This window comes from Nocardia sp. NBC_01009, assembly GCF_045208035.1.
Lineage (GTDB): Bacteria > Actinomycetota > Actinomycetes > Mycobacteriales > Mycobacteriaceae > Nocardia.
Genome location: NZ_CP108695.1, coordinates 418,301 through 436,495, shown reverse-complemented (window position 1 = coordinate 436,495; position 18,195 = coordinate 418,301). Strand labels below are relative to the sequence as shown.

Sequence of the window (18,195 nt, the reverse complement as noted above, 5' to 3'; positions counted from 1 at the left end):
CAGACGGCCGGAGTGGAAATTCACTCCGGCCGTTCGTTTGTCGTCGGTCGGCACGACCACGCCTCGCGGACAATGCTCCCGATCTCGGAAGTTGTTGCAGTCCAGCCGAGCTCGAGCCGCGCCCGACCACTGTCGCTGACGAGTCGCGGTGGTTCCGCGACCGCCGGGCGGTGCTCGATCGGGATTTCGCGCCCCGTCACCCGTGAGGCGACGTCGATCATTTGCCGCACGCTGGTGCCGACTCCGCTGCCGATGTTGTAGCGCACGCACATCCCATGGCTCGGCATCATGGACATCGCCGCGCCGAAAGCCCTTGCAGCATCAGTGATGTGCACGTAGTCGCGGACGGAACTGCCGTCGCCGTTGAGAGTCAGGGCGGGGCTGTCGCCGGCGGCTGCCGCGAGGATGCGCGGCAGGATTCGAGTGCTGTCCGGGTCGGGTCCGCCCGCGATGTTGAACAGTCGCAGGATCACTGCGGCGAGTCGCCCGGTACGGGATTCGGCTTCGATGGCCTGTTCGGCGGCTTGTTTGCTCGCGGCATACGGGTGGGGTGGGTTGTCGGGCAGGTCTTCGTGCATCGGCTGCTGTTCGGGTGCGCCGTAGATCGCGGCGGTGGACGCGAAAACCATGGCGCCGACACCCTCGGACTCCATAGCCCGCAGCAATGCCACTGTCCCTGCGGCATTGACATCGAAATACCGCTCGGGATCGGTGAAAGACTCGCGAACGCGGGTGAGCCCGGCGAGGTGGCAGACCACATCCATGCCGTGCACTGCTGCACGTAGCGAGCCCGGGTCGAGTAGGTCGGCGGACCGGACAGGCATGCCGTCCGGTACCCGTGAACGGTCCCTGTGGATAAGTCCGACAACGTCATACCCGCTGTCACGCAATACTGCCGCGACGGCTGCGCCGAGGTAGCCGTTTGCTCCTGTCACGAGCATCCGCACAGCTCACCTCGGTTCGTGGGTCGGGCCCTCGGCTATCGAGTGGTTGGTCCGCGTAGGCCAGGGCCGGGGCGGAGACCGATTTGCCTTCGGAATCCACCCCAGTCCACGGCGCTCGGCACTTCGAGTAGCGGACGTTATGGCTGCGGGGACATCCCACGCGACCCGCCGGGTCCGAAGGCAAACCCGGCGGGTGCGGTGAATCAGGCTAGGAGACCACCGGCAAGTAGACCTTGCCGCCCGCATCGGCGAACTCTGCGGACTTCTCCGCCATGCCCGCCTCCAACGCCGCGGCGTCGTCGAGCCCCTGACGTGCCGCGTACTCCCTGACATCAGCCGAGATCCGCATCGAGCAGAACTTCGGGCCGCACATCGAGCAGAAGTGTGCGGTCTTGGCAGGTTCGGCGGGCAGGGTTTCGTCGTGGTACTCGCGGGCGGTATCCGGATCCAGCGAGAGGGCGAACTGGTCGCGCCAGCGGAATTCGAAACGGGCCTTGGACAATTCGTTGTCCCGGTCCTGGGCGTGCGGGTGGCCCTTGGCGAGGTCGGCGGCGTGGGCGGCGATCTTGTAGGTGATCACGCCGACCTTGACGTCGTCGCGGTTGGGCAGGCCGAGGTGCTCCTTGGGCGTTACGTAGCAGAGCATCGCGGTGCCCGCCTGCGCGATGATCGCGGCGCCGATGGCCGAGGTGATGTGGTCGTAGGCCGGTGCGATATCGGTGGCGAGCGGGCCGAGAGTGTAGAACGGCGCCTCCTCGCACAGCTCCTCTTCGAGCTTCACGTTCTCCACGATCTTGTGCATCGGCACATGGCCGGGGCCCTCGATCATCACCTGCACGCCATAGGATTTCGCGATCTTCGTCAGCTCGCCGAGGGTACGCAGCTCGGCGAACTGGGCCTCGTCATTCGCATCGGCGATAGAGCCGGGCCGCAGACCGTCGCCGAGGGAGAAGGTGACGTCGTACTTCGCCAGGATCTCGCAGAGCTCGGCAAAGTTGGTGTACAGGAACGATTCCTGGTGATGAGCCAGACACCAGGCGGCCATGATGGAACCGCCGCGCGAGACGATGCCGGTGACCCGCTTGGCGGTCAGCGGCACGTAACGCAGCAGCACGCCTGCGTGCACGGTCATGTAGTCGACGCCCTGCTCGCACTGCTCGATCACGGTGTCGCGGTAGATCTCCCAGGTGAGCGCGGTCGGGTCGCCGTTCACCTTTTCCAGCGCCTGGTAGATCGGGACGGTGCCGACCGGGACGGGGGAATTGCGCAGGATCCACTCGCGCGTCTCGTGGATGTTCTTGCCGGTGGACAGGTCCATGATGGTGTCGGCGCCCCAGCGAGTGGCCCACACCATTTTCTCGACTTCCTCCGCAATGGAAGAGGACACGGCCGAGTTGCCGATATTCGCGTTGATCTTCACCAGGAACTTCTTGCCGATGATCGTCGGCTCCAGCTCCGGGTGCTTGTGATTGGCGGGGATCACTGCACGGCCGGCGGCCACCTCCTCGCGCACCAGCTCCGGCGCCACGCCCTCGCGGGCCGCGATGAATCGCATTTCCGGGGTGATGATGCCCTGGCGCGCCCACGCGAGCTGGGTGGGCGGACCGGCGACCTCCGGCTTGGTCCAGGCGTCACGCAACTTCGGTAGACCGGCCTCGACGTCGATGGTGGCCGCGTCATCGGTGTACGGGCCCGAGGTGTCGTAGACGTCGAAATGTTCGCCGTTGGTCAGGTTGATGCGGCGCACCGGAATGCGCAGGTCATCGACCTCGTGGTAGTGCTTGACGCTGCCCTCGATAGGACCCGTTGTCACGGTCTCGACAGGTGTCGTCGTCATGGAATTCCTCCCTACGCCGGCATTACCCGGTCAGGTTCATACGGTCGACAGCCCTGACGCCCGAATGGGCTAGCTGTCCTCTCAGCCCGCTGGTGCGAGCCCCCGTTGGCGATGTGAATTTTTCCCGGCCGACCCTACCCGTACCCCCCGATGCCCCGCGCAATGATCGGACGAACATCCAGTCACTGCCGCCGCCGATCACCGCGGCACCGGTAGATTCGCCAGCGTGAAATTCACCCTGGAAGTGGACCTGGATGCCCTGCCCGACGGCATGTCGGCACCCGCCGACCTCGCCGAGGAGCTAGGCCGCATCCTGCGCTACTGGGGCGGAAACATGAAGCACTACCAACTGGTCGACGGCGACGCCTCCGATATCTACAACTCTGCCTACCACCAGGTCGGCGCCTGGCGCATCGACTAGGGGGTGTTGTAGGCGTCGCGCATGGCTTGGAGGTCGATCTTTTTCATGCCGAGCATGGCGGCTACCGCGCGGTTGACTGCGGCAGGGTCGGAGCCGGTCAGGAGTTGGTCGGCTTCCGATGGCCAGATTTGCCAGGGGACCCCGTATTTGTCGTTGAGCCAACCGCATTCGATTTCGTGGCCGCCGTCGGCGAGTAGAGCGCTCCAGAGGCGGTCGACCTCTGCTTGGCTGTCGCAATTGACCAGCAGTGACATGGCGTGGGTGTAGTGGTAGTCGCCGCCGCCGTTGATGGCGGTGAACTTCTGGCCGTTGAGCTCGAAGTCGACGAGCATAGTCGTGCCCGCCTCGCGCGGACCCGCCTCGGTGTAAGGCACGACGTTGGTGACCTTCGAGTCTTCGAACAGTGAACAGTAGAACTCGGCTGCCTGCTCGGCCTCGGTGTCGTACCAGAGGTTGGTGACGATTTTCTGCATGACGATCCTCCCGAGTGAAGTTGCGTGCATCAATGCAGACGGTACGGGGGTCAGGAACTCATCGTGGACGGACGACAAAGCTCGCCCCCGACCGGTCCGATATCCGGTCGGAGACGAGCGGCCAGGAGGTGTCGATCAGCGCTCGCGCGGGCCGATGGGGAATCCGAGGGCGCCGAAGGTGGCGTTGAGATTGATCTCGATCTGCGACAGCAGCGCGTTGGTGTCGGCCAGCATGGACACGACGTTGTCGGTGCGGCAGCCGACCTGCTCGGGGGCGTTCGGCGCGAGCCGTGACTTCAGCCAGTTGAAGGTCTGTCCCATGCCCAGCGACGGCAGTGTCAGATGCTCGCTGAGATGATCGCGGGTGTAGACGACGGACGCGCCGCCCGCGCAGTACTGCTGGGCCAGCCGGTCGTTGGTCCACCAGGGGACCGCCTCGTCGAAGACGCCCTGGTAGAGGAATATCGGCGTGGTGGGGATATTGCGGCCCAGTACGGTGGCGTCGAAGACCTCCTTGATTTCCGGAACCGCGAGGAAATCCGCGATCGGAATGGTCAGCAGCCGCTGGTAGTCGATGAACATCATGGTCAGCGCGTTGCGTGGTAGGCACTGACGCTCGGTCCGGTCCATCAGCGCCCGGCCTTCGGGGGTCAGGAACCGGTCGGCGGCTTCCTTGAAGCTCGGGTACGCCTTGCGCAGCGAGGAGATGCCGATGCCGATGAGGCTCGCGAACATCGACCCGTTGACATGCAGCAGCGAAACCACATCGGAGGTCGGCGCACCGAGCGCGACGCCCTTGACGTTCAGCTCCGGCGCGTAGGTCGGCTGCATTTCGGCCGCCCACCCGCTGCCCATGCCGCCGCCCGAGTAACCCCACATGGCCACCGGTGTGTTCGCGCCGTCCAGGCCGAGCGGCTCGAATCGTTCCGCCGCGCGAATGCCGTCGAGGGTCATATATCCGGGTTCTTCGGCGACCGCGAGATGGCCGTCGAGGCCCTCGTAGTCCGGGATCGAGATCGCCCAGCCCTGGCTGATCAGCGCTGCCAGTGCGATCAGCTCGCTCTGCGAATGGATGCCCTCGGCGCCCGCGAGTCCGCTGCCCTGTTGCAGCACGAACGACGGTGCGCAGTCGGGGCTTGCGCTGTCGTAGTAGAACTGCAGCGAGACCAGCGGCCGGGTCCGGTTCGGATCGGCGCCCGCGGGCAGCACCACCGTCGTGACGGCCGCGGTGGGCTTCCCGAACAGGTCGGTGGTGCGGTACAGCAGCTGCCACGAACGCACATTCAGCGGCAGCAGGGTCAGCACGGCCAGCTTCACCTCCCGCGACCGCAGGATGGTGCCCGGTTCCTGCGATTCGAATCCCGCGGTCGGCCGATAGAACGAATCATGTTGCGGCAGTGGCGGTGCCGCGGCCGCCGGGGTGGCGGTAAGGCCACCGGCCAGTAGTGCGCTGGTCAGCGCGACGGCCATGGTCACTGCCGCCGCAACGGCGCGTGCCGCGGCCCGGCGTCTGCTGTCGGTCCGATCTCCATTGATCACTGACACGTCAGTCCTTCCCTCATCAACGTGCCAGTGATTACAACATGAACTCCAATTACCAACAAGAACTCTTGTTGAAATTGCTCCGGCTATGGTCGAGAGATGACCCGCAGCACATCTGCCGCGCGGCCCGAACCGGAATCGGTGCGGCGTCGGATCCGCGGCCTCGATGCCGAACAGCGCAGCGCGCAGCGACGCAATCAGTTGCTCGACGCCGCCACCGAACTGTTTGCCGAGCAGAGCTTTTCGGGGACATCGATCGAGCAGATCTGCCAGCACGCCTATGTCGGCACCAAGGGTTTCTACGATCATTTCGACAGCAAGGAAGCCTGCTACGTCGCACTGCTGGTGAAGCTCACCGAGCAGATCCAACAACGGGTCATCGAGGGCGCGGCCGCGGCCGCGGGACTGGACTGGCCGCAGCGCGCCGCCGCCGTCATCGCCGCGTTCGTGCATGCGATCGCCGATGATCCGCGGCTGGCTCGGGTGACCTTCGGTGAGTCGGGCGGCATTTCGACGGCCGTAGAAAAGCAGCGGCGGATCAATCGGCGCTGGGCCGCGGCCTTCCTCGACGAACAGTGGTCAAGGAAGCCCGCCGCGGACGCCGCCGACGAACATCGTCGACTCGCGCTGGCGCTGGCCACCATCGGCGGCATGTTCGAGCTGGTCACCGACTGGTTGCACCACCACGACGATGGCGGTGCACCCGATGTGGTCGACACCCTGATCGTCGATCTCACCCGCTTCCTCAACGCGGTGGACGCGGGCCGAGCGGCCGCCGGTTAGGTCGGACGATGTCGGGCTGCACTGCGGCCGTGGATATTTCGCGAGCTATCAGCTCCGGAAGGTCAGCCGGCGCCCACCCCGTCCGTGAGCGGGGGTGGGCGCCGGTCGGCATGATGGCGAATTCGCCTACTTGGTCCCGGCGTTCGCCGAACCGGTGGTCAGCGCGCTGAGCAAACCTATGATCACGCCAACCACCGGTGAACTGCACGTCGGGGGCTGGCTAGAGGTGCATCCGCCGGATCCGGAATCCGCTACCGCGGTGGGCGCACTCGCGGCGGAGGCCGAGGCCGCGGAGGCCAGTTGGCCGGGAATGAGCACAGCCGCAGCGACGACGACTGCGGCAATGGAACGCTTCATCAAGTCCTTCATTTCTATCTACCCCGGCGGATGCCTCCTCCGGCCCGAACGCTACCGACCGGAATTGCCGAGTCGTAGCCCTCGATTCCAGGGGGTCAACGCTGCGCGGCGGGCAGGATGCGGCCCCGGACCTCGCCGAGTCCGAGGCGTGTGCCCGCTGGGCCGGGGGCGGTGGCGGTGATGACCACCTCGTCGCCGTCTTCTAGGAAGGTGCGCAGTTGCCCGTTGACGGGCACCGGTTCGCTACCGCCCCAGGACAATTCGATGAACGAGCCGCGCTGTTGCTGTGCTGGTCCGGAAATGGTGCCCGACGCGTAGAGGTCGCCGGTGCGGGTGGCGGCGCCGTTCGCCGTGAGATGGGCCAGCATCTGCGCCGGGGACCAGTACATGCGGCTGTAGGGTGGGTAGGACACCGGCTGACCGTTCCAGGTGATGGCGAGATCGATATCGAGGCCCCACTTCTCGGTCTCCCGGAGGTAGGGCAGCGGCTCGGGGGTTTGTTCGGGCAGCGGGACGCGGGCGGACTCCAGCGCCGCCAGTGGGGTCACCCAGGGTGACAGCGAGGTTGCGAACGATTTGCCGAGGAAGGGGCCGAGCGGCTGATACTCCCAAGCCTGGATGTCCCGTGCGGACCAGTCGTTGACCAGCGCGACACCGAAGACGTGCTCGGGGAACTCGTCCGCGCCGATCGGCGTGCCGAGCTCGGAGCCGACCCCGACGAGGAAGCCGAGCTCGGCCTCGATATCCAGCCGCCGGGTCGGGCCGAAATCGGGTGTGCCCGAATCGGTTCGACGCTGACCGTAGGGTCGGGTGATGCCGGTGCCGGATACGATGACGGTGCCAGATCGGCCGTGGTACCCGACCGGTAGGTGCCGCCAATTGGGCAGTAGCGGTTCGGAATCCGGGCGGAACAGGCGGCCGAGGTTCGTGGCGTGATCGATGCTGGCGTAGAAGTCGACGTAGTCGCCGATCTGCACCGGCAGCGCCAAGGTCACCTCGGCCAGCAGATGCACTGCGTCGGTGGGGATTTCGCCATCGACCAGCGTGCGGAGCCGGTCGCGCACCGCATGCCAGCGGCGCGGGCCCTGCGCCATGAACGCATTGAGACTCGGCTGCGCGAAGACCGGATCATCGAGTGCCACGGCGAGATCGATGACCGAATCGGCCAGTCGAGCGCCGACGTGATAGTCGCCCTGGGCGGGCGCGAACACGCAGTAGGGCAGGTTGTCGGGTCCGTAGAGCGAGCCGGGACGGACCTCGATGCGCTTCTTCACTGCTGTGGACCCCGATTCGACCAGGTCCAGGCGTAGCCGGGATCCTCACACGCCAACGCGCCCTCGCCGAGTTCCAGCGGCCGGAAGGTATCGACCATGACGGCCAATTCGTCGAAGAAGTCGATGCCGATGCTGCGCTCATAGGCCCCCGGCTGCGGTCCGTGCGCGTAACCGCCGGGGTGCACCGACACCGAGCCCTGGCCGATGCCGGAACCCTTGCGCGCCTCGTAGTTTCCGCCGCAGTAGAACATGATCTCGTCGGAGTCGACATTCGAGTGGTAGTACGGCACCGGGATCGACAGCGGGTGGTAGTCGACCTTGCGCGGCACAAAATTGCACACCACGAAGTTGATGCCCTCGAACGCCTGATGGGCGGGTGGCGGCTGGTGCACGCGTCCGGTGATCGGCTCGAAGTCGGCGATGTTGAAGGTGAGCGGGTAGAGGCAGCCGTCCCAGCCGACCACGTCGAACGGGTGCGTCGCGTAGATCATTCTGGTGCCGACGACGCGGCCGCCCGGGCGGTGCTTCACCAGGACCTCGATATCGGTGCCCGTCTCTGTCAACGGCTCGGTCGGTCCGTGCAGATCGCGCTCGCAGTACGGCGAATGTTCCAGCAGCTGGCCGAATTTCGACAAGTAGCGCTTCGGCGGTGTGATGTGACCGGCCGCCTCGATCACGTACGCGCGCAGCGGATCGGGCCCGCTGGGCAGCCAGCGGTGTGTTGTCGCCCTCGGAATGAGCACCTGATCGCCCTGTCGTGCGGCGATCGCGCCGAAGACCGTCTCCAGCACCGCGGCACCCGATTCCACATACACCAGTTCGTCGCCGATGGCATTGCGGTACAGCGGCGAGCCGCCCTTGGCGACCACGTAGGAGATCCGAACATCGGCGTTGCCGAGCAGCAGTCGCCGACCGGTGACGGGATCGGTCTCGGCGGGGGTGTCACCGGGGAACAGGTTGTGTAGACGGAGGTGTCGATGGCGCAGTGGATGATTCGGTGTCGTGGACTGGTCGGGCAGTTCCCAGACCGTGGAGTCGACGATCGCGGGCGGCAGGCCGCGGTGATAGAGCAATGACGAGTCGCCGGAGAAGCCCTCCTCGCCCATCAGCTCCTCGTAATAGAGTCGCCCACTCTCGTCCCGGTGCTGGGTGTGCCGCTTCGGCGGCACCGATCCCACCTGCCGATAGAACGCCATGACCGCACCTCCGGCCGCTGGTCGGATATTTGCTACCCATGGTAGTGAGCGGTGTTGCCGAATGGTGGCAAAATCGGCCCGATCGGTGCGCATTCTGTCGGGACATCACCGCGTTGCCGAGCATTTCGCCTAGCGATGCGGCTTACCTGCTGCACAATTGTTGAGCTGCGCAGTGGCCGGCGCGGGCATGGGTGTGCTGCCGGGATCGGGCGGCGATGAGGTCAGGCGTGGCGCAGCGCGCGATACACCGCAGCGCCGACGAAGGCGCCGAGGCTCTGCGGATCCCAGTCGCCCTCGCCCGCGAGCAAGGTGCGCACCGCACCCTCGCCCGTCGACACCCACAGCTCCACCAGAGCAGGCAGCTTCCGGTCGGCGTCCTCGGTGTCCCATGCGCGCAGGGTGGGGCGCAGCAGGGTGGTGCAGCGCTCGACCGCGAGCTTGCGGCCACGCCCGAACGAATCCGCAACCGCGGGATCGGGATTGCCGTACAGCAGCCGCCACGCATCGGGACGATCGGCCGCCTGCTCCAGCAGCGCACGGAAGCCCTCGATGAACACGGTCTCGCCCGCGTCGACATCGCGCGCGGGCAGCACCTCGAGCAGTCCGCCGACGAGATAGCTCTCCTCGCGCTGGATGAGGGCCTCGATCAGTTCGACACGATCGGCGAAGCACGCGTAGACCACGGGCCTTGTCACATTCATGCGCTCGGCGATGGCGGCCATGGTAACCGCCGCGATGCCGTTCTCCACGGCAATCGCCAGTGCGGTGTCCAGTACCTGGGGGCGGCGGCGCTCGGGGCCCAAATGCTGTGCCCGCTGCCGTGGCTGCACGGCCGACTCGCTACCCATGAAGACCAACGATATCAGTGCGATTGCCACGGTTCGCCCTGGTCCTACGCGTAAAATCAGCTTCCTACGTTGACGAACAATAATGCTACAGTCGCGAATGAAGTCGCCGACCACGCCGAGGAGTCATCGATGACCACAACTCTGTTCAACCCGAAGGCCAGCGAGTTCGCCGAGTTCGACGCGGAGACCCGCAGGTTGTTGCGCGCCACGGTCGATTGGTTCGAATCCCGCGGTAAGGCGGTGCTCAAGAGCGATGATCGGGATCGGATCTGGTACTCCGACTTCCTCGATTTCGTGAAGCGCGAGCGGGTGTTCGCCACCTTCCTCACGCCCGCCGCCGAGGCGAACGGTGATCCGAACAAGCGCTGGGACACCGGACGGATTGCGATGCTGAGCAAGATTCTCGGCTTCTACGGCATGTCCTACTGGTACGTCTGGCAGGTCACCATCCTCGGGCTCGGCCCGATCTGGCAGAGCGACAACAAAGCCGCCAAGCAGAAGGCCGCCGCACTGCTGGATTCCGGTGAGATCTTCGCCTTCGGCCTCTCCGAGAAGGATCACGGCGCCGACGTCTACTCCACCGATATGGTGCTCGCGCCCGAGCTCGGCGGCGGGTACACCGCCACCGGCAGCAAGCACTACATCGGCAACGGCAACCTGGCGGCCATGGTGTCGGTATTCGGCCGCCGCGCCGACAAGCCGATCATCGACAGCTCCAAGGCGCTGGAAAGCAAGCCGACGCAGGAAGATTACGAGGGGTATCTGTTCTTCGTCGCCGACAGCAAGCACAAGAACTACAAGCTGCGCCGCAATGTCGTCGACAGTCAGATGTATGTCGCCGCCTTCGATCTGGAGAAGTATCCGGTCGCCGAGGCGGACATCCTGCACCGCGGCGAAGACGCCTTCCATGCCGCGATGAACACCGTGAACGTCGGCAAGTTCAACCTCGGCTTCGGCGCGGTCGGCGCGTGCGAACACGCTTACTACGAGGCGATTACGCATGCGGAGAACCGAATACTGTTCGGCCATCGGGTAACCGAGTTCCCGCAGGTGCAGTCGTTGCTGACCGACTCGTACGCGCGACTGATCGGCATGAAGCTCTACAGCGAGCGGGCCATCGATTACCTGCGCTGCGCGTCGCCGGACGACCGCCGCTACCTGCTGTTCAATGCGATTGAGAAGATGACCGTCACCCGCCAGGGCCAGCGGATCGTCGAGGACTTCGCGGATGTGATCGCCGCCCGCGGTTTCGAGAACGACATGTACTTCCCGATGGCGATGCTCGGCCTCTTCGGGCTGCCGCGTCTCGAGGGCACGGTGCACGTGAACATGGCGTTGTCGCTGAAGTTTATGGCCAACTACATGTTCCATCCCGCCGATGCCGGACTTGCCGCGCTGCGCTTCCTGCCCGGTGCGGGGGTGGCGCCCAAGGGCACGGTGCGCGCGGTCTCCACGGCGTTGAGCTGGTCGAGCAGGCGGCTCGCCCCGCACGCGGGGGCGGCGGTGCCGAAGCTGCGCGCGGAGCTCACCGGCGCGAGTTACCCGACGGTGCCGACGCGGCGCGACGCGGCCGACGACGAGTTCCTGTTCCGGCAGGGTCCGAGCAGCGGTCTCGGCCGCATCCGCTTCCGTGACTGGCGTCCGGTCTTCGAAAAGTTCACGCACATACCGAATGTCGCGGTATTCCTCGAACAGGCCCTCGCCTTCCAGACTCTGCTGGCCGCCGCCGCGCCGACCGGTGCCCAACAGCGCGACGTCGACTTCCTCTTCGCGCTCGGCGAACTGTTCACCGCGGTGCCCTACGCGCAGCTGATCCTGGAGCAGGCCGAGATCGAGGGCACCGGTGCGGACGTGCTGGACCAGATCTTCGACGGTTTCGTGCGCGAATTCTCCAAGAACGCACTGACTCTGCACACCAAGCCTGCCGCGACCAAGGCCCAACAAACACGAGCACTCGACCTGGTCCGTCGTCCCGTCGCCGATCGAGCGCGGTTCGAGCAGGTGCTGAGTCAGGCTCGAGCGCACGCCGGGGTCTATGAAATGAACCCGTAGTTCACCTACGCCGGGACCTGCGTCCTTGTGGGTCCCGGATCGGGTTCCCGGTGCGGCCGATTTAGGGCGACGCCGAGTAATGCATAATTGCTATGCTACGGCCGCGCCGCTCAGCAGGCGGCGTCGGCAGGCTGCGGCTCGCCGGATCGCCGTCGGAGCCCGACTCGCCGATCCGGCGGCGATATCCTGACGCTGTCCTGCGCTGATCGGCCTTTGATCGGTTGCGCCCCGTATCGTTAGGACATGACCGCCGTGCATGAGTCATTCATGACGACCGAGGAGTTCGAAGAACTCGCCCGGGCGGCCGATCGTATTGCGGAGGGTGTGCGACTCGAGTTCATCGACGGACAACTGGGGGCCAAGGCAATGCCGGATGGGGATCACGGTCGGATCATGCAGTGGTTGATCCGAACGTTCATGATGTTCCGTCCCGAGTTGTTTCTGACCCCGGAGCAAGGGCTGCGGGTCGACCGCTACCGGAAAGGTCGCGCCCGGCCGGACGGTGCCCTCGCTGCCGCCGATGCCTTTGTCGGGCAAGGGGAGTGGGCCGACCCCGGGCCGGTTCTCCTTGTTGTCGAAGTGACATCCGATGACCAGGGCACCGACCGGCGCGATCAGCAGGAAAAGCCACTGGCCTACGCAGACACCGGCATACCTGTGTATCTACTGATTGATCGAGATTCGTGTGAGGTGACCATCCATAGTGAGCCGCACGGCAGTCGGTACGAACGGATTCTGACCGTGCCATTCGGGGCCACCGTACGGTTGCCGAAACCGGTGGATGTGGAACTGAACACCGAACCATTGAAAGACTGGGTGCGCTGAGCGCACCTATTCCTCAGTCGGTGAATTCCGCGATGACGGGGGCGTGGTCGCTGGCGCCCTTGCCTTTTCGTTCCTCGCGGTCGACGACGGCGTCCTTGGTCCGGGCGGCGAGGGTAGGGGAGGCGAGGATGAAATCGATGCGCATGCCCTCTTTGCGGGGGAAGCGCAGCTGGGTGTAGTCCCAGTAGGTGTAGACGCCGGGGCCGGGGGCGAAGGGGCGCATGACGTCGGCGAAGCCGGTGTCGACGATGGCGGTGAAGGCGTCGCGTTCGGGCTGGGAGATGTGGGTCTTGTCGGCGAAGTATTCGACCGACCAGACGTCGTCGTCGGTCGGGGCGATATTCCAGTCGCCGACCAGGGCGATCTGGGCTTCGGGGTCGTCGGCGAGCCACTTCGCGCCGTTGTCACGCAGGGCGGCGAGCCATTCCAGCTTGTAGGTGTAGTGCGGGTCGGTCAGGGTGCGGCCGTTGGGGACGTACAGACTCCAGACGCGCACGCCGCCGCAGGTGGCGCCGAGCGCGCGTGATTCCACCACCGGGGTGCTGATCAGCGATTCGCCCGCGTCCTTGTCGAAGCCGGGCTGCTCGGGGAAGGCGAGTTCCACGTTCTCCAGTCCGACCCGGGAGGCGATCGCGACACCGTTCCACTGGTTCACGCCGAGGTGGGCCACCTCGTAGCCGAGTTCGTCGAAGCGCTCGAACGGGAACTGGTCGTCGCGGCACTTGGTTTCCTGCATCGCGAGCACGTCGATGTCCTGGCGATCGAGAAAGTCCGCGACCCGATCGAGACGGGAGCGGATCGAATTGACGTTCCAGGTCGCGAGACGCACGGATGCCTTCCTTACGCAGTGGGTTGTAGGACCGTTCTACCGCAGGCCGCTCGGTTCAGCGAGTGGCCTCCGGCGCGGCGTATCGGTACGCGTGGTGCTCGACGAAGCCCATATCGTGGTACATCGCCATGGCCGCGGCATTGTCGGCTTCGACCTGAATGTAGGCATGGGTGGCGCCACGAGTGTGTCCCCAGCGGATCAGCTCGGCGCACACCAGCGAACCGAGCCCGTGCCTGCGATGCGGCGCGACGACCGCGACACAGGTCAGCCCCACCCAGCATCTCCCGTCCGGCGCGGTGGTGAGCGCGCCGCGGCCGATCGCGATCGGTTGCGGCAGGCCGAGCGACGCGAACCCGAGCTCGCCGTCCTGCACCGCGGTCAGCACGTCGAGCTCCGGTACCGGCCGCGAAACACCCGGTGCTGCAGGGTCTTCGCCCTTGAACCGGTGCAGGTCCACCCAGGCCGGGTCGGGTGCGGGCGCCACCCGGACCATCGAAGGTCCCTGCGGCAGTACGACAGTGTCGATATCGATGCCGAGCACCACGGTCTCGCTCCAGGTGCGCCAACCCGGCGGCACGGGAGCGAGGCGATCGGGTAGTTGCAGTAGCAACGGCAGCCCGTGCGCGGTGAACCACTCGCCGATGCGGTGCAGCGTTTCCGCGCCCAGCTCCGCTGGTCCCGCGGAATTGCCCAGCGGCACCGCCGAATTGGCACGACCGGTGTAACCGCGACCGGCACGCACCAGCCAGCCGTCGATCCAGGCGTGCTCGATCCCCGGCCACCCGTTGGCCGCGGCGGCCTCCAGCGCCCGGATCTCTTTGGTGCGAATAGGTCTCGGCCCCAACGCTTTCAGCGCGACGACCCGGTCCGGCGCCACCGCGACCACCTGTCCGTCCACAGCGCGCACCGTCGGCGGATTCAGCGAGACGAGCTCGCCGATCACATCGGTCAGCGATTGTGGATAACCGGCAGGCAGCTGGTAGCGAAGCACCACGCGCCTGCCCAGCGGAATATCGGGCAGCGCAGGGTCAGTCATCGTGGCCGAACGGATCGGGCACGGTGCCGGGAATCCAGCTCGACCCGGGCGTGCCCCAGCCGTTTCGCTTGATCGCCTTCTTCGCCGCGCGGGCGTTGCGTCCGATCAGCACATCGACGTAGAGGAACCCGTCGAGATGACCGACCTCGTGCTGCAACATGCGCGCGAAGAAGCCCTTGCCCTCGATGTCGACGGGTTCACCGTGCTCATCGATGCCGGTGACCCGAGCCCACTCGGCCCGACCGGTGGGGAACTGCTCGCCGGGCACCGAGAGGCAGCCCTCTTCGTCGTCGTCGGGGTCGGGCATGACCTCGGGGATCTCCGAGGTCTCCAGCACCGGGTTGATCACCGCGCCCTTGCGTCGTTTCGCCTTGCCGTCGGCGCCGATGTCGGGGCAGTCGTAGATGAACAGCCGCAGCGGCACGCCCACCTGGTTGGCGGCCAGGCCGACGCCGTTGGCGGCGTCCAGGGTCTCGTACATGTCCGCGATCAGCTCCGCGAGCTCCTCCGGTGTTTGGGTGACCCGTTCGGTCGGGTTGTGCAGAACGGGGTCGCCGACGATCACGATGGGGAGGATTGCCATAGGGCAATTATTGCGGGGGCGGCCGGATGGTGCGCCGTGAGGGTGTGAACACCCCGGTGACACGCGTTACCCAGGGGTAGCGAACACGCCGCGACGGGGATGCGGCATTCCCATCGGCCCGTGGTTGAATGATCCGCGACGTACAAGCATCATTTTTCGTCTGGTGGTTACTCGGCGAGGGAGCGAGATGGACGGCGCAGCGGCACGGAATCTTTCCGCGATCCAGGGCAGCCCTTCTGCGAGCGACGATGTCACGGTTGAGGTCTCGACACAGACCGATGACAGTGACACCGACGGTTTGAGCCGTCGTGAGCGCGACATTCTGGACTTCGAACGTAAGTGGTGGAAGTACGCGGGCGCCAAAGAAGAGGCCATCCGCGAACTGTTCGGTATGTCGCCGACCAGGTACTACCAGGTCCTGAACGCGGTCGTGGACCGTCAGGAGGCGCTCGCCGCCGACCCGATGCTGGTGAAGCGCCTGCGCAGGCTGCGGGCGAGCAGGCAGAAGGCCAGGGCCGCACGGCGGCTCGGTTTCCAGGTATGACCTGTTGCTGTGAATTGAGACTAGGGTCGAGCAGGTGAGCTACCCGAATCCCACCTCCGGGGGACCGCCGTTGCGCGCGCTGGCGATGGTGTTGATCGCGCTGGCCATTGTTTTTGCAGGCCTCGGTGCGATGTCGCTGTCGAGTTCCGATACCGACAGCGCAGGCGAGTCGGAGGCGGTATCGCCCGCGTCACAGGTTCAGGCGACTTCCGTCGTCGTTCGCACCTCGGCCGCGACGTCGACATCGGAGGCGGCCACCACCACCGTGACGCCGACCACGACTAAGCCACCGACCACGACTAAGCCACCGACCACGACGACGCCACCGACCACGACGCCCGCCCTGAGTCGCGCGGTTCCGGTGCGGGTTCTGAACAACGGCCTGATCGCCGGATTGGCTTCGCGCACCGCGAGCGAACTCAGCGCCAGTGGCTGGAACGTCGTCGAAGTCGGTAACTATCCCGGTGAGAATGTCGCGAAAACGACTGTGTTCTACGGAAATACGCCGGGCGAGCGGGAAGCGGCCGCGGCGATCGCCGCGGAACTCGGCGCCACCGCCGTACCGCGCAGTACCGGAGCCGGTGATTCGGGTTCGGGTGTGACCGTCGTCGTCACCGGTAACTGAGGTCCGCGGCCCGCCGCGACACGGCCCGGTCACTCCCGCGACACGACGGGCGTGGCATCATCTTGTCCGGTAACGAACGTGTCCACCCAGCTTTACTCGTAAACTCGGTACTCGTAAAGGAGTTCTCCGATGGCCCCGTACACAACTCGTCGCCCGTCCTGGCGGACTGTGACCCCGGTGCTTGCGGTCGCGGTCTTCGGCCTCGCTGCCTGTTCCAACAGTCAGGAGTCGAGTGATGTCAAGGGAACGACGCCTCCGGTGTGGACCGGCGCGTCCGCTCCGGCCGGCGAATCCGGTACCGAGCACGGCAACGCCGACGCCAACAGTGGCGTGAAGGTCGAGCTGAAGGACCCCGCGGGCGCCTCCGTCGGCACCGCGAACTTCGTCAAAGACGGCAAACACCTGCAGGTCACGGTCGAGGGCCACGGCCTGAAGCCCGGATTCCACGGGCTGCACGTCCACCAGGTCGGCAAGTGCGAGGCCAACTCGGTCGCGCCCACCGGCGGCCCGGCGGGCGCCTTCCTCTCGGCGGGCGGCCACCTGCAGGTCGGCAGCGCCAACGCGCACCCGGCCAGCGGCGACCTGACCTCGCTCGAGGTCCGCGAAGACGGCATGGCGAAACTGGTCACGACCACCGATGCGGTGACCCTGGAAGAGATCAAGGGCAAGGCCCTGATCATCCACGCCGACGCCGACAACTTCGGCAACATCCCCAACCGTTATGTCCGGGCCGACGGCGTTGCCGGCCCGGACGACACCAGTCTGGCAACCGGCGACGCGGGTGGCCGCGTCGCCTGCGGTGTCATCCAGTAGCAAGGTTTGATATGGCCGGGGCAGGAATCGAGCGGGTTCCCTTCCAAGGTTCGCCCCGGCCGACGATCGGTGTCGAGTGGGAGATCGCGCTGGTCGACAAGGTCACTCGGGACCTGTCGAATACGGCTGCGGCAGTGTTCGATTCGGTGGGTGACCTGCGTGCGCACGACGGCACCCCACAGGTCACCAAGGAGTTGCTACGCAACACCGTCGAGTTGGTCACCGGGGTGCACAACACCGTCGGTGAGGCCGTCGACGATCTGAGCGGCACCATGGAAACCGTGCGGCGCGCCGCCGACCCGTTGGGCGTCGACCTGTTCTGCGCGGGCACCCATCCGTTCGCCCAGTGGTCGGCGCAGCAGCTCACCCGTTCGGTGCACTACGACGAACTGATCGAGCGCACCCAGTGGTGGGGCCGCCAGATGATGATCTGGGGCGTGCACGTGCACGTCGGGGTCTCCCACCGCGACAAGGTCTTTCCGATTCTGAACTCGATGCTGCTGTCGTATCCGCATCTGCTCGCGCTGTCCGCGTCCTCGCCGATGTGGGCCGGTTCGGACACCGGATATGCGAGCAATCGGACGCTGATGTTCCAGCAGCTGCCCACCGCCGGGTTGCCGTTCCAGTTCGAAAACTGGACAGAGTTCGAGCATTTCGTGCACGACCAGATGAAGACCGGGGTGTTCGAGCAGCTCGGCGGCATGCACTGGGACATCAGGCCCGCGCCCAAGTGGGGCACGATCGAGGTGCGCATCTGCGACGGCATCTCCACGCGCGCGGAGCTAGCGGCGATGGCGTCGTTTATTCACTGCTTGATCGTGGATCTCGATCAGCGGGTCGAGAACGGCGAACAGCTGCCGACGCTGCCGCCGTGGCATGTGCAGGAGAACAAATGGCGGGCCGCCCGCTACGGCCTCGACGCGATCGTCATCGTGGATGCCGCCAGCAACGAGCGGTTGGTCACCGATGATCTGATGGATGTACTCAACCGGTTGGAGCCGACGGCCAAACGGCTCGGGTGTGCCGACGAGCTGCGATTGGTCGCCGAGATTCCGGAGCGTGGCGCGTCGTATCAGCGGCAACGCAAAGTCGCCGCGGCTGCCCAGGGTGATCTGATCGCGGTGGTCGACTCGCTGGTCAAAGAGCTGGACCAGTAGGTCTGCCCACTGTTTCGGTCGACTGACGTTCAGTCGGCCAGTGGGGTGGCGTTCAT

Annotated in this window: 18 protein-coding genes and 1 riboswitch; of the genes, 8 read left to right on the top strand and 10 right to left on the bottom strand. The window is 65.9% G+C overall.

What is annotated here, in order from left to right:
* Positions 1-20: 20 nt before the first annotated feature.
* Entirely contained in the window at positions 21-941 is a 921-nt protein-coding gene (locus tag OHA42_RS01940; protein WP_406234033.1) for an NAD-dependent epimerase/dehydratase family protein, read from the bottom strand.
* 211 nt (positions 942-1,152) lie between these two features.
* Positions 1,153-2,781: a phosphomethylpyrimidine synthase ThiC gene (gene thiC / locus OHA42_RS01935; protein ID WP_328406849.1), complete on the bottom strand. Its 1,629-nt coding sequence runs from the start codon at positions 2,779-2,781 to the stop codon at positions 1,153-1,155.
* Positions 2,773-2,897, bottom strand: a riboswitch (TPP riboswitch). It overlaps the preceding gene by 9 nt.
* A gap of 110 nt (positions 2,898-3,007) precedes the next feature.
* Between thiC and OHA42_RS01930 the strand changes: the two genes are divergently transcribed.
* Positions 3,008-3,202 (top strand): hypothetical protein, encoded by a 195-nt coding sequence (locus tag OHA42_RS01930; protein ID WP_406234031.1) that lies wholly within the window; start codon positions 3,008-3,010, stop codon positions 3,200-3,202.
* On the opposite strand, the gene OHA42_RS01925 is transcribed toward OHA42_RS01930, so the two are convergent.
* Positions 3,199-3,675: a VOC family protein gene (locus OHA42_RS01925; RefSeq protein ID WP_406234029.1), complete on the bottom strand. Its 477-nt coding sequence runs from the start codon at positions 3,673-3,675 to the stop codon at positions 3,199-3,201. The two genes, OHA42_RS01930 and OHA42_RS01925, sit on opposite strands and share 4 nt — an antisense overlap.
* 135 nt (positions 3,676-3,810) lie before the next feature.
* Entirely contained in the window at positions 3,811-5,220 is a 1,410-nt protein-coding gene (locus tag OHA42_RS01920) for a lipase family protein (protein WP_406234027.1), read from the bottom strand.
* A gap of 96 nt (positions 5,221-5,316) precedes the next feature.
* On the opposite strand from OHA42_RS01920, the gene OHA42_RS01915 reads away from it, so the two are divergent.
* Positions 5,317-6,000: a TetR/AcrR family transcriptional regulator gene (locus OHA42_RS01915; protein ID WP_406234025.1), complete on the top strand. Its 684-nt coding sequence runs from the start codon at positions 5,317-5,319 to the stop codon at positions 5,998-6,000.
* A gap of 452 nt (positions 6,001-6,452) precedes the next feature.
* On the opposite strand, the gene fahA is transcribed toward OHA42_RS01915, so the two are convergent.
* The 3 genes from fahA to OHA42_RS01900 all read right to left on the bottom strand — a co-directional run bounded on the left by fahA (position 6,453) and on the right by OHA42_RS01900 (position 9,675).
* Positions 6,453-7,631, bottom strand: coding sequence for a fumarylacetoacetase (fahA, locus tag OHA42_RS01910; RefSeq protein WP_406234023.1), 1,179 nt, complete (start codon positions 7,629-7,631; stop codon positions 6,453-6,455).
* Positions 7,628-8,827 (bottom strand): homogentisate 1,2-dioxygenase, encoded by a 1,200-nt coding sequence (locus OHA42_RS01905; RefSeq protein WP_406234021.1) that lies wholly within the window; start codon positions 8,825-8,827, stop codon positions 7,628-7,630. The genes fahA and OHA42_RS01905 overlap by 4 nt, the downstream gene beginning before the upstream one ends.
* Before the next feature lie 221 nt (positions 8,828-9,048).
* Positions 9,049-9,675, bottom strand: a complete 627-nt coding sequence (locus tag OHA42_RS01900) for a TetR/AcrR family transcriptional regulator (RefSeq protein WP_406234019.1) — start codon at positions 9,673-9,675, stop codon at positions 9,049-9,051.
* A 129-nt stretch (positions 9,676-9,804) separates the two neighbouring features.
* Here OHA42_RS01900 and OHA42_RS01895 point away from each other — a divergent pair, with 129 nt between their 5' ends.
* Together OHA42_RS01895 and OHA42_RS01890 are read left to right on the top strand one after the other, a co-directional pair.
* Positions 9,805-11,727, top strand: coding sequence for an acyl-CoA dehydrogenase family protein (locus tag OHA42_RS01895; protein WP_406234017.1), 1,923 nt, complete (start codon positions 9,805-9,807; stop codon positions 11,725-11,727).
* A gap of 243 nt (positions 11,728-11,970) precedes the next feature.
* Positions 11,971-12,552 carry a Uma2 family endonuclease gene (locus OHA42_RS01890; RefSeq protein WP_406234015.1) on the top strand — a complete coding sequence of 194 codons (582 nt, stop codon included), beginning with the start codon at positions 11,971-11,973 and terminating at the stop codon, positions 12,550-12,552.
* Positions 12,553-12,565: 13 nt separating this feature from the next.
* Here the strand turns inward: OHA42_RS01890 and OHA42_RS01885 are convergent, their stop codons facing one another.
* From OHA42_RS01885 to OHA42_RS01875, 3 genes are read right to left on the bottom strand one after another with little or no spacing between them, the layout of a single operon-like run.
* Positions 12,566-13,381 carry an exodeoxyribonuclease III gene (locus OHA42_RS01885; RefSeq protein WP_406234013.1) on the bottom strand — a complete coding sequence of 272 codons (816 nt, stop codon included), beginning with the start codon at positions 13,379-13,381 and terminating at the stop codon, positions 12,566-12,568.
* A 55-nt stretch (positions 13,382-13,436) separates the two neighbouring features.
* The gene (locus tag OHA42_RS01880; RefSeq protein ID WP_406234011.1) at positions 13,437-14,417 is read right to left on the bottom strand and encodes a GNAT family N-acetyltransferase; all 981 of its coding nucleotides are present in this window, start codon (positions 14,415-14,417) and stop codon (positions 13,437-13,439) included.
* Positions 14,410-15,000, bottom strand: coding sequence for a peptide deformylase (locus OHA42_RS01875; protein WP_406234009.1), 591 nt, complete (start codon positions 14,998-15,000; stop codon positions 14,410-14,412). The genes OHA42_RS01880 and OHA42_RS01875 overlap by 8 nt, the downstream gene beginning before the upstream one ends.
* A 187-nt stretch (positions 15,001-15,187) precedes the next feature.
* Here OHA42_RS01875 and OHA42_RS01870 point away from each other — a divergent pair, with 187 nt between their 5' ends.
* The 4 genes from OHA42_RS01870 to OHA42_RS01855 all read left to right on the top strand — a co-directional run bounded on the left by OHA42_RS01870 (position 15,188) and on the right by OHA42_RS01855 (position 18,139).
* Positions 15,188-15,544 carry a DUF3263 domain-containing protein gene (locus OHA42_RS01870; RefSeq protein WP_328406834.1) on the top strand — a complete coding sequence of 119 codons (357 nt, stop codon included), beginning with the start codon at positions 15,188-15,190 and terminating at the stop codon, positions 15,542-15,544.
* 34 nt (positions 15,545-15,578) lie between these two features.
* Positions 15,579-16,169, top strand: a complete 591-nt coding sequence (locus OHA42_RS01865; RefSeq protein ID WP_406234007.1) for a LytR C-terminal domain-containing protein — start codon at positions 15,579-15,581, stop codon at positions 16,167-16,169.
* Between the two features lie 129 nt (positions 16,170-16,298).
* Positions 16,299-16,982 carry a superoxide dismutase[Cu-Zn] gene (sodC, locus tag OHA42_RS01860; protein ID WP_406234005.1) on the top strand — a complete coding sequence of 228 codons (684 nt, stop codon included), beginning with the start codon at positions 16,299-16,301 and terminating at the stop codon, positions 16,980-16,982.
* Positions 16,983-16,993: 11 nt separating this feature from the next.
* Positions 16,994-18,139 carry a glutamate--cysteine ligase gene (locus OHA42_RS01855; RefSeq protein ID WP_406234003.1) on the top strand — a complete coding sequence of 382 codons (1,146 nt, stop codon included), beginning with the start codon at positions 16,994-16,996 and terminating at the stop codon, positions 18,137-18,139.
* Positions 18,140-18,195: the final 56 nt, after the last annotated feature.

Bases quoted from the DNA above. Each gene is read 5' to 3' on its own strand.
- OHA42_RS01940 (WP_406234033.1), bottom strand. From the start codon at position 941: ATGCTCGTGACAGGAGCAAACGGCTACCTCGGCGCAGCCGTCGCGGCA.
- thiC (WP_328406849.1), bottom strand. From the start codon at position 2,781: ATGACGACGACACCTGTCGAGACCGTGACAACGGGTCCTATCGAGGGC.
- OHA42_RS01925 (WP_406234029.1), bottom strand. From the start codon at position 3,675: ATGCAGAAAATCGTCACCAACCTCTGGTACGACACCGAGGCCGAGCAG.
- OHA42_RS01915 (WP_406234025.1), top strand. From the start codon at position 5,317: ATGACCCGCAGCACATCTGCCGCGCGGCCCGAACCGGAATCGGTGCGG.
- OHA42_RS01905 (WP_406234021.1), bottom strand. From the start codon at position 8,827: ATGGCGTTCTATCGGCAGGTGGGATCGGTGCCGCCGAAGCGGCACACC.
- OHA42_RS01900 (WP_406234019.1), bottom strand. From the start codon at position 9,675: ATGGGTAGCGAGTCGGCCGTGCAGCCACGGCAGCGGGCACAGCATTTG.
- OHA42_RS01895 (WP_406234017.1), top strand. From the start codon at position 9,805: ATGACCACAACTCTGTTCAACCCGAAGGCCAGCGAGTTCGCCGAGTTC.
- OHA42_RS01890 (WP_406234015.1), top strand. From the start codon at position 11,971: ATGACCGCCGTGCATGAGTCATTCATGACGACCGAGGAGTTCGAAGAA.
- OHA42_RS01880 (WP_406234011.1), bottom strand. From the start codon at position 14,417: ATGACTGACCCTGCGCTGCCCGATATTCCGCTGGGCAGGCGCGTGGTG.
- OHA42_RS01875 (WP_406234009.1), bottom strand. From the start codon at position 15,000: ATGGCAATCCTCCCCATCGTGATCGTCGGCGACCCCGTTCTGCACAAC.
- OHA42_RS01870 (WP_328406834.1), top strand. From the start codon at position 15,188: ATGGACGGCGCAGCGGCACGGAATCTTTCCGCGATCCAGGGCAGCCCT.
- sodC (WP_406234005.1), top strand. From the start codon at position 16,299: ATGGCCCCGTACACAACTCGTCGCCCGTCCTGGCGGACTGTGACCCCG.
- OHA42_RS01855 (WP_406234003.1), top strand. From the start codon at position 16,994: ATGGCCGGGGCAGGAATCGAGCGGGTTCCCTTCCAAGGTTCGCCCCGG.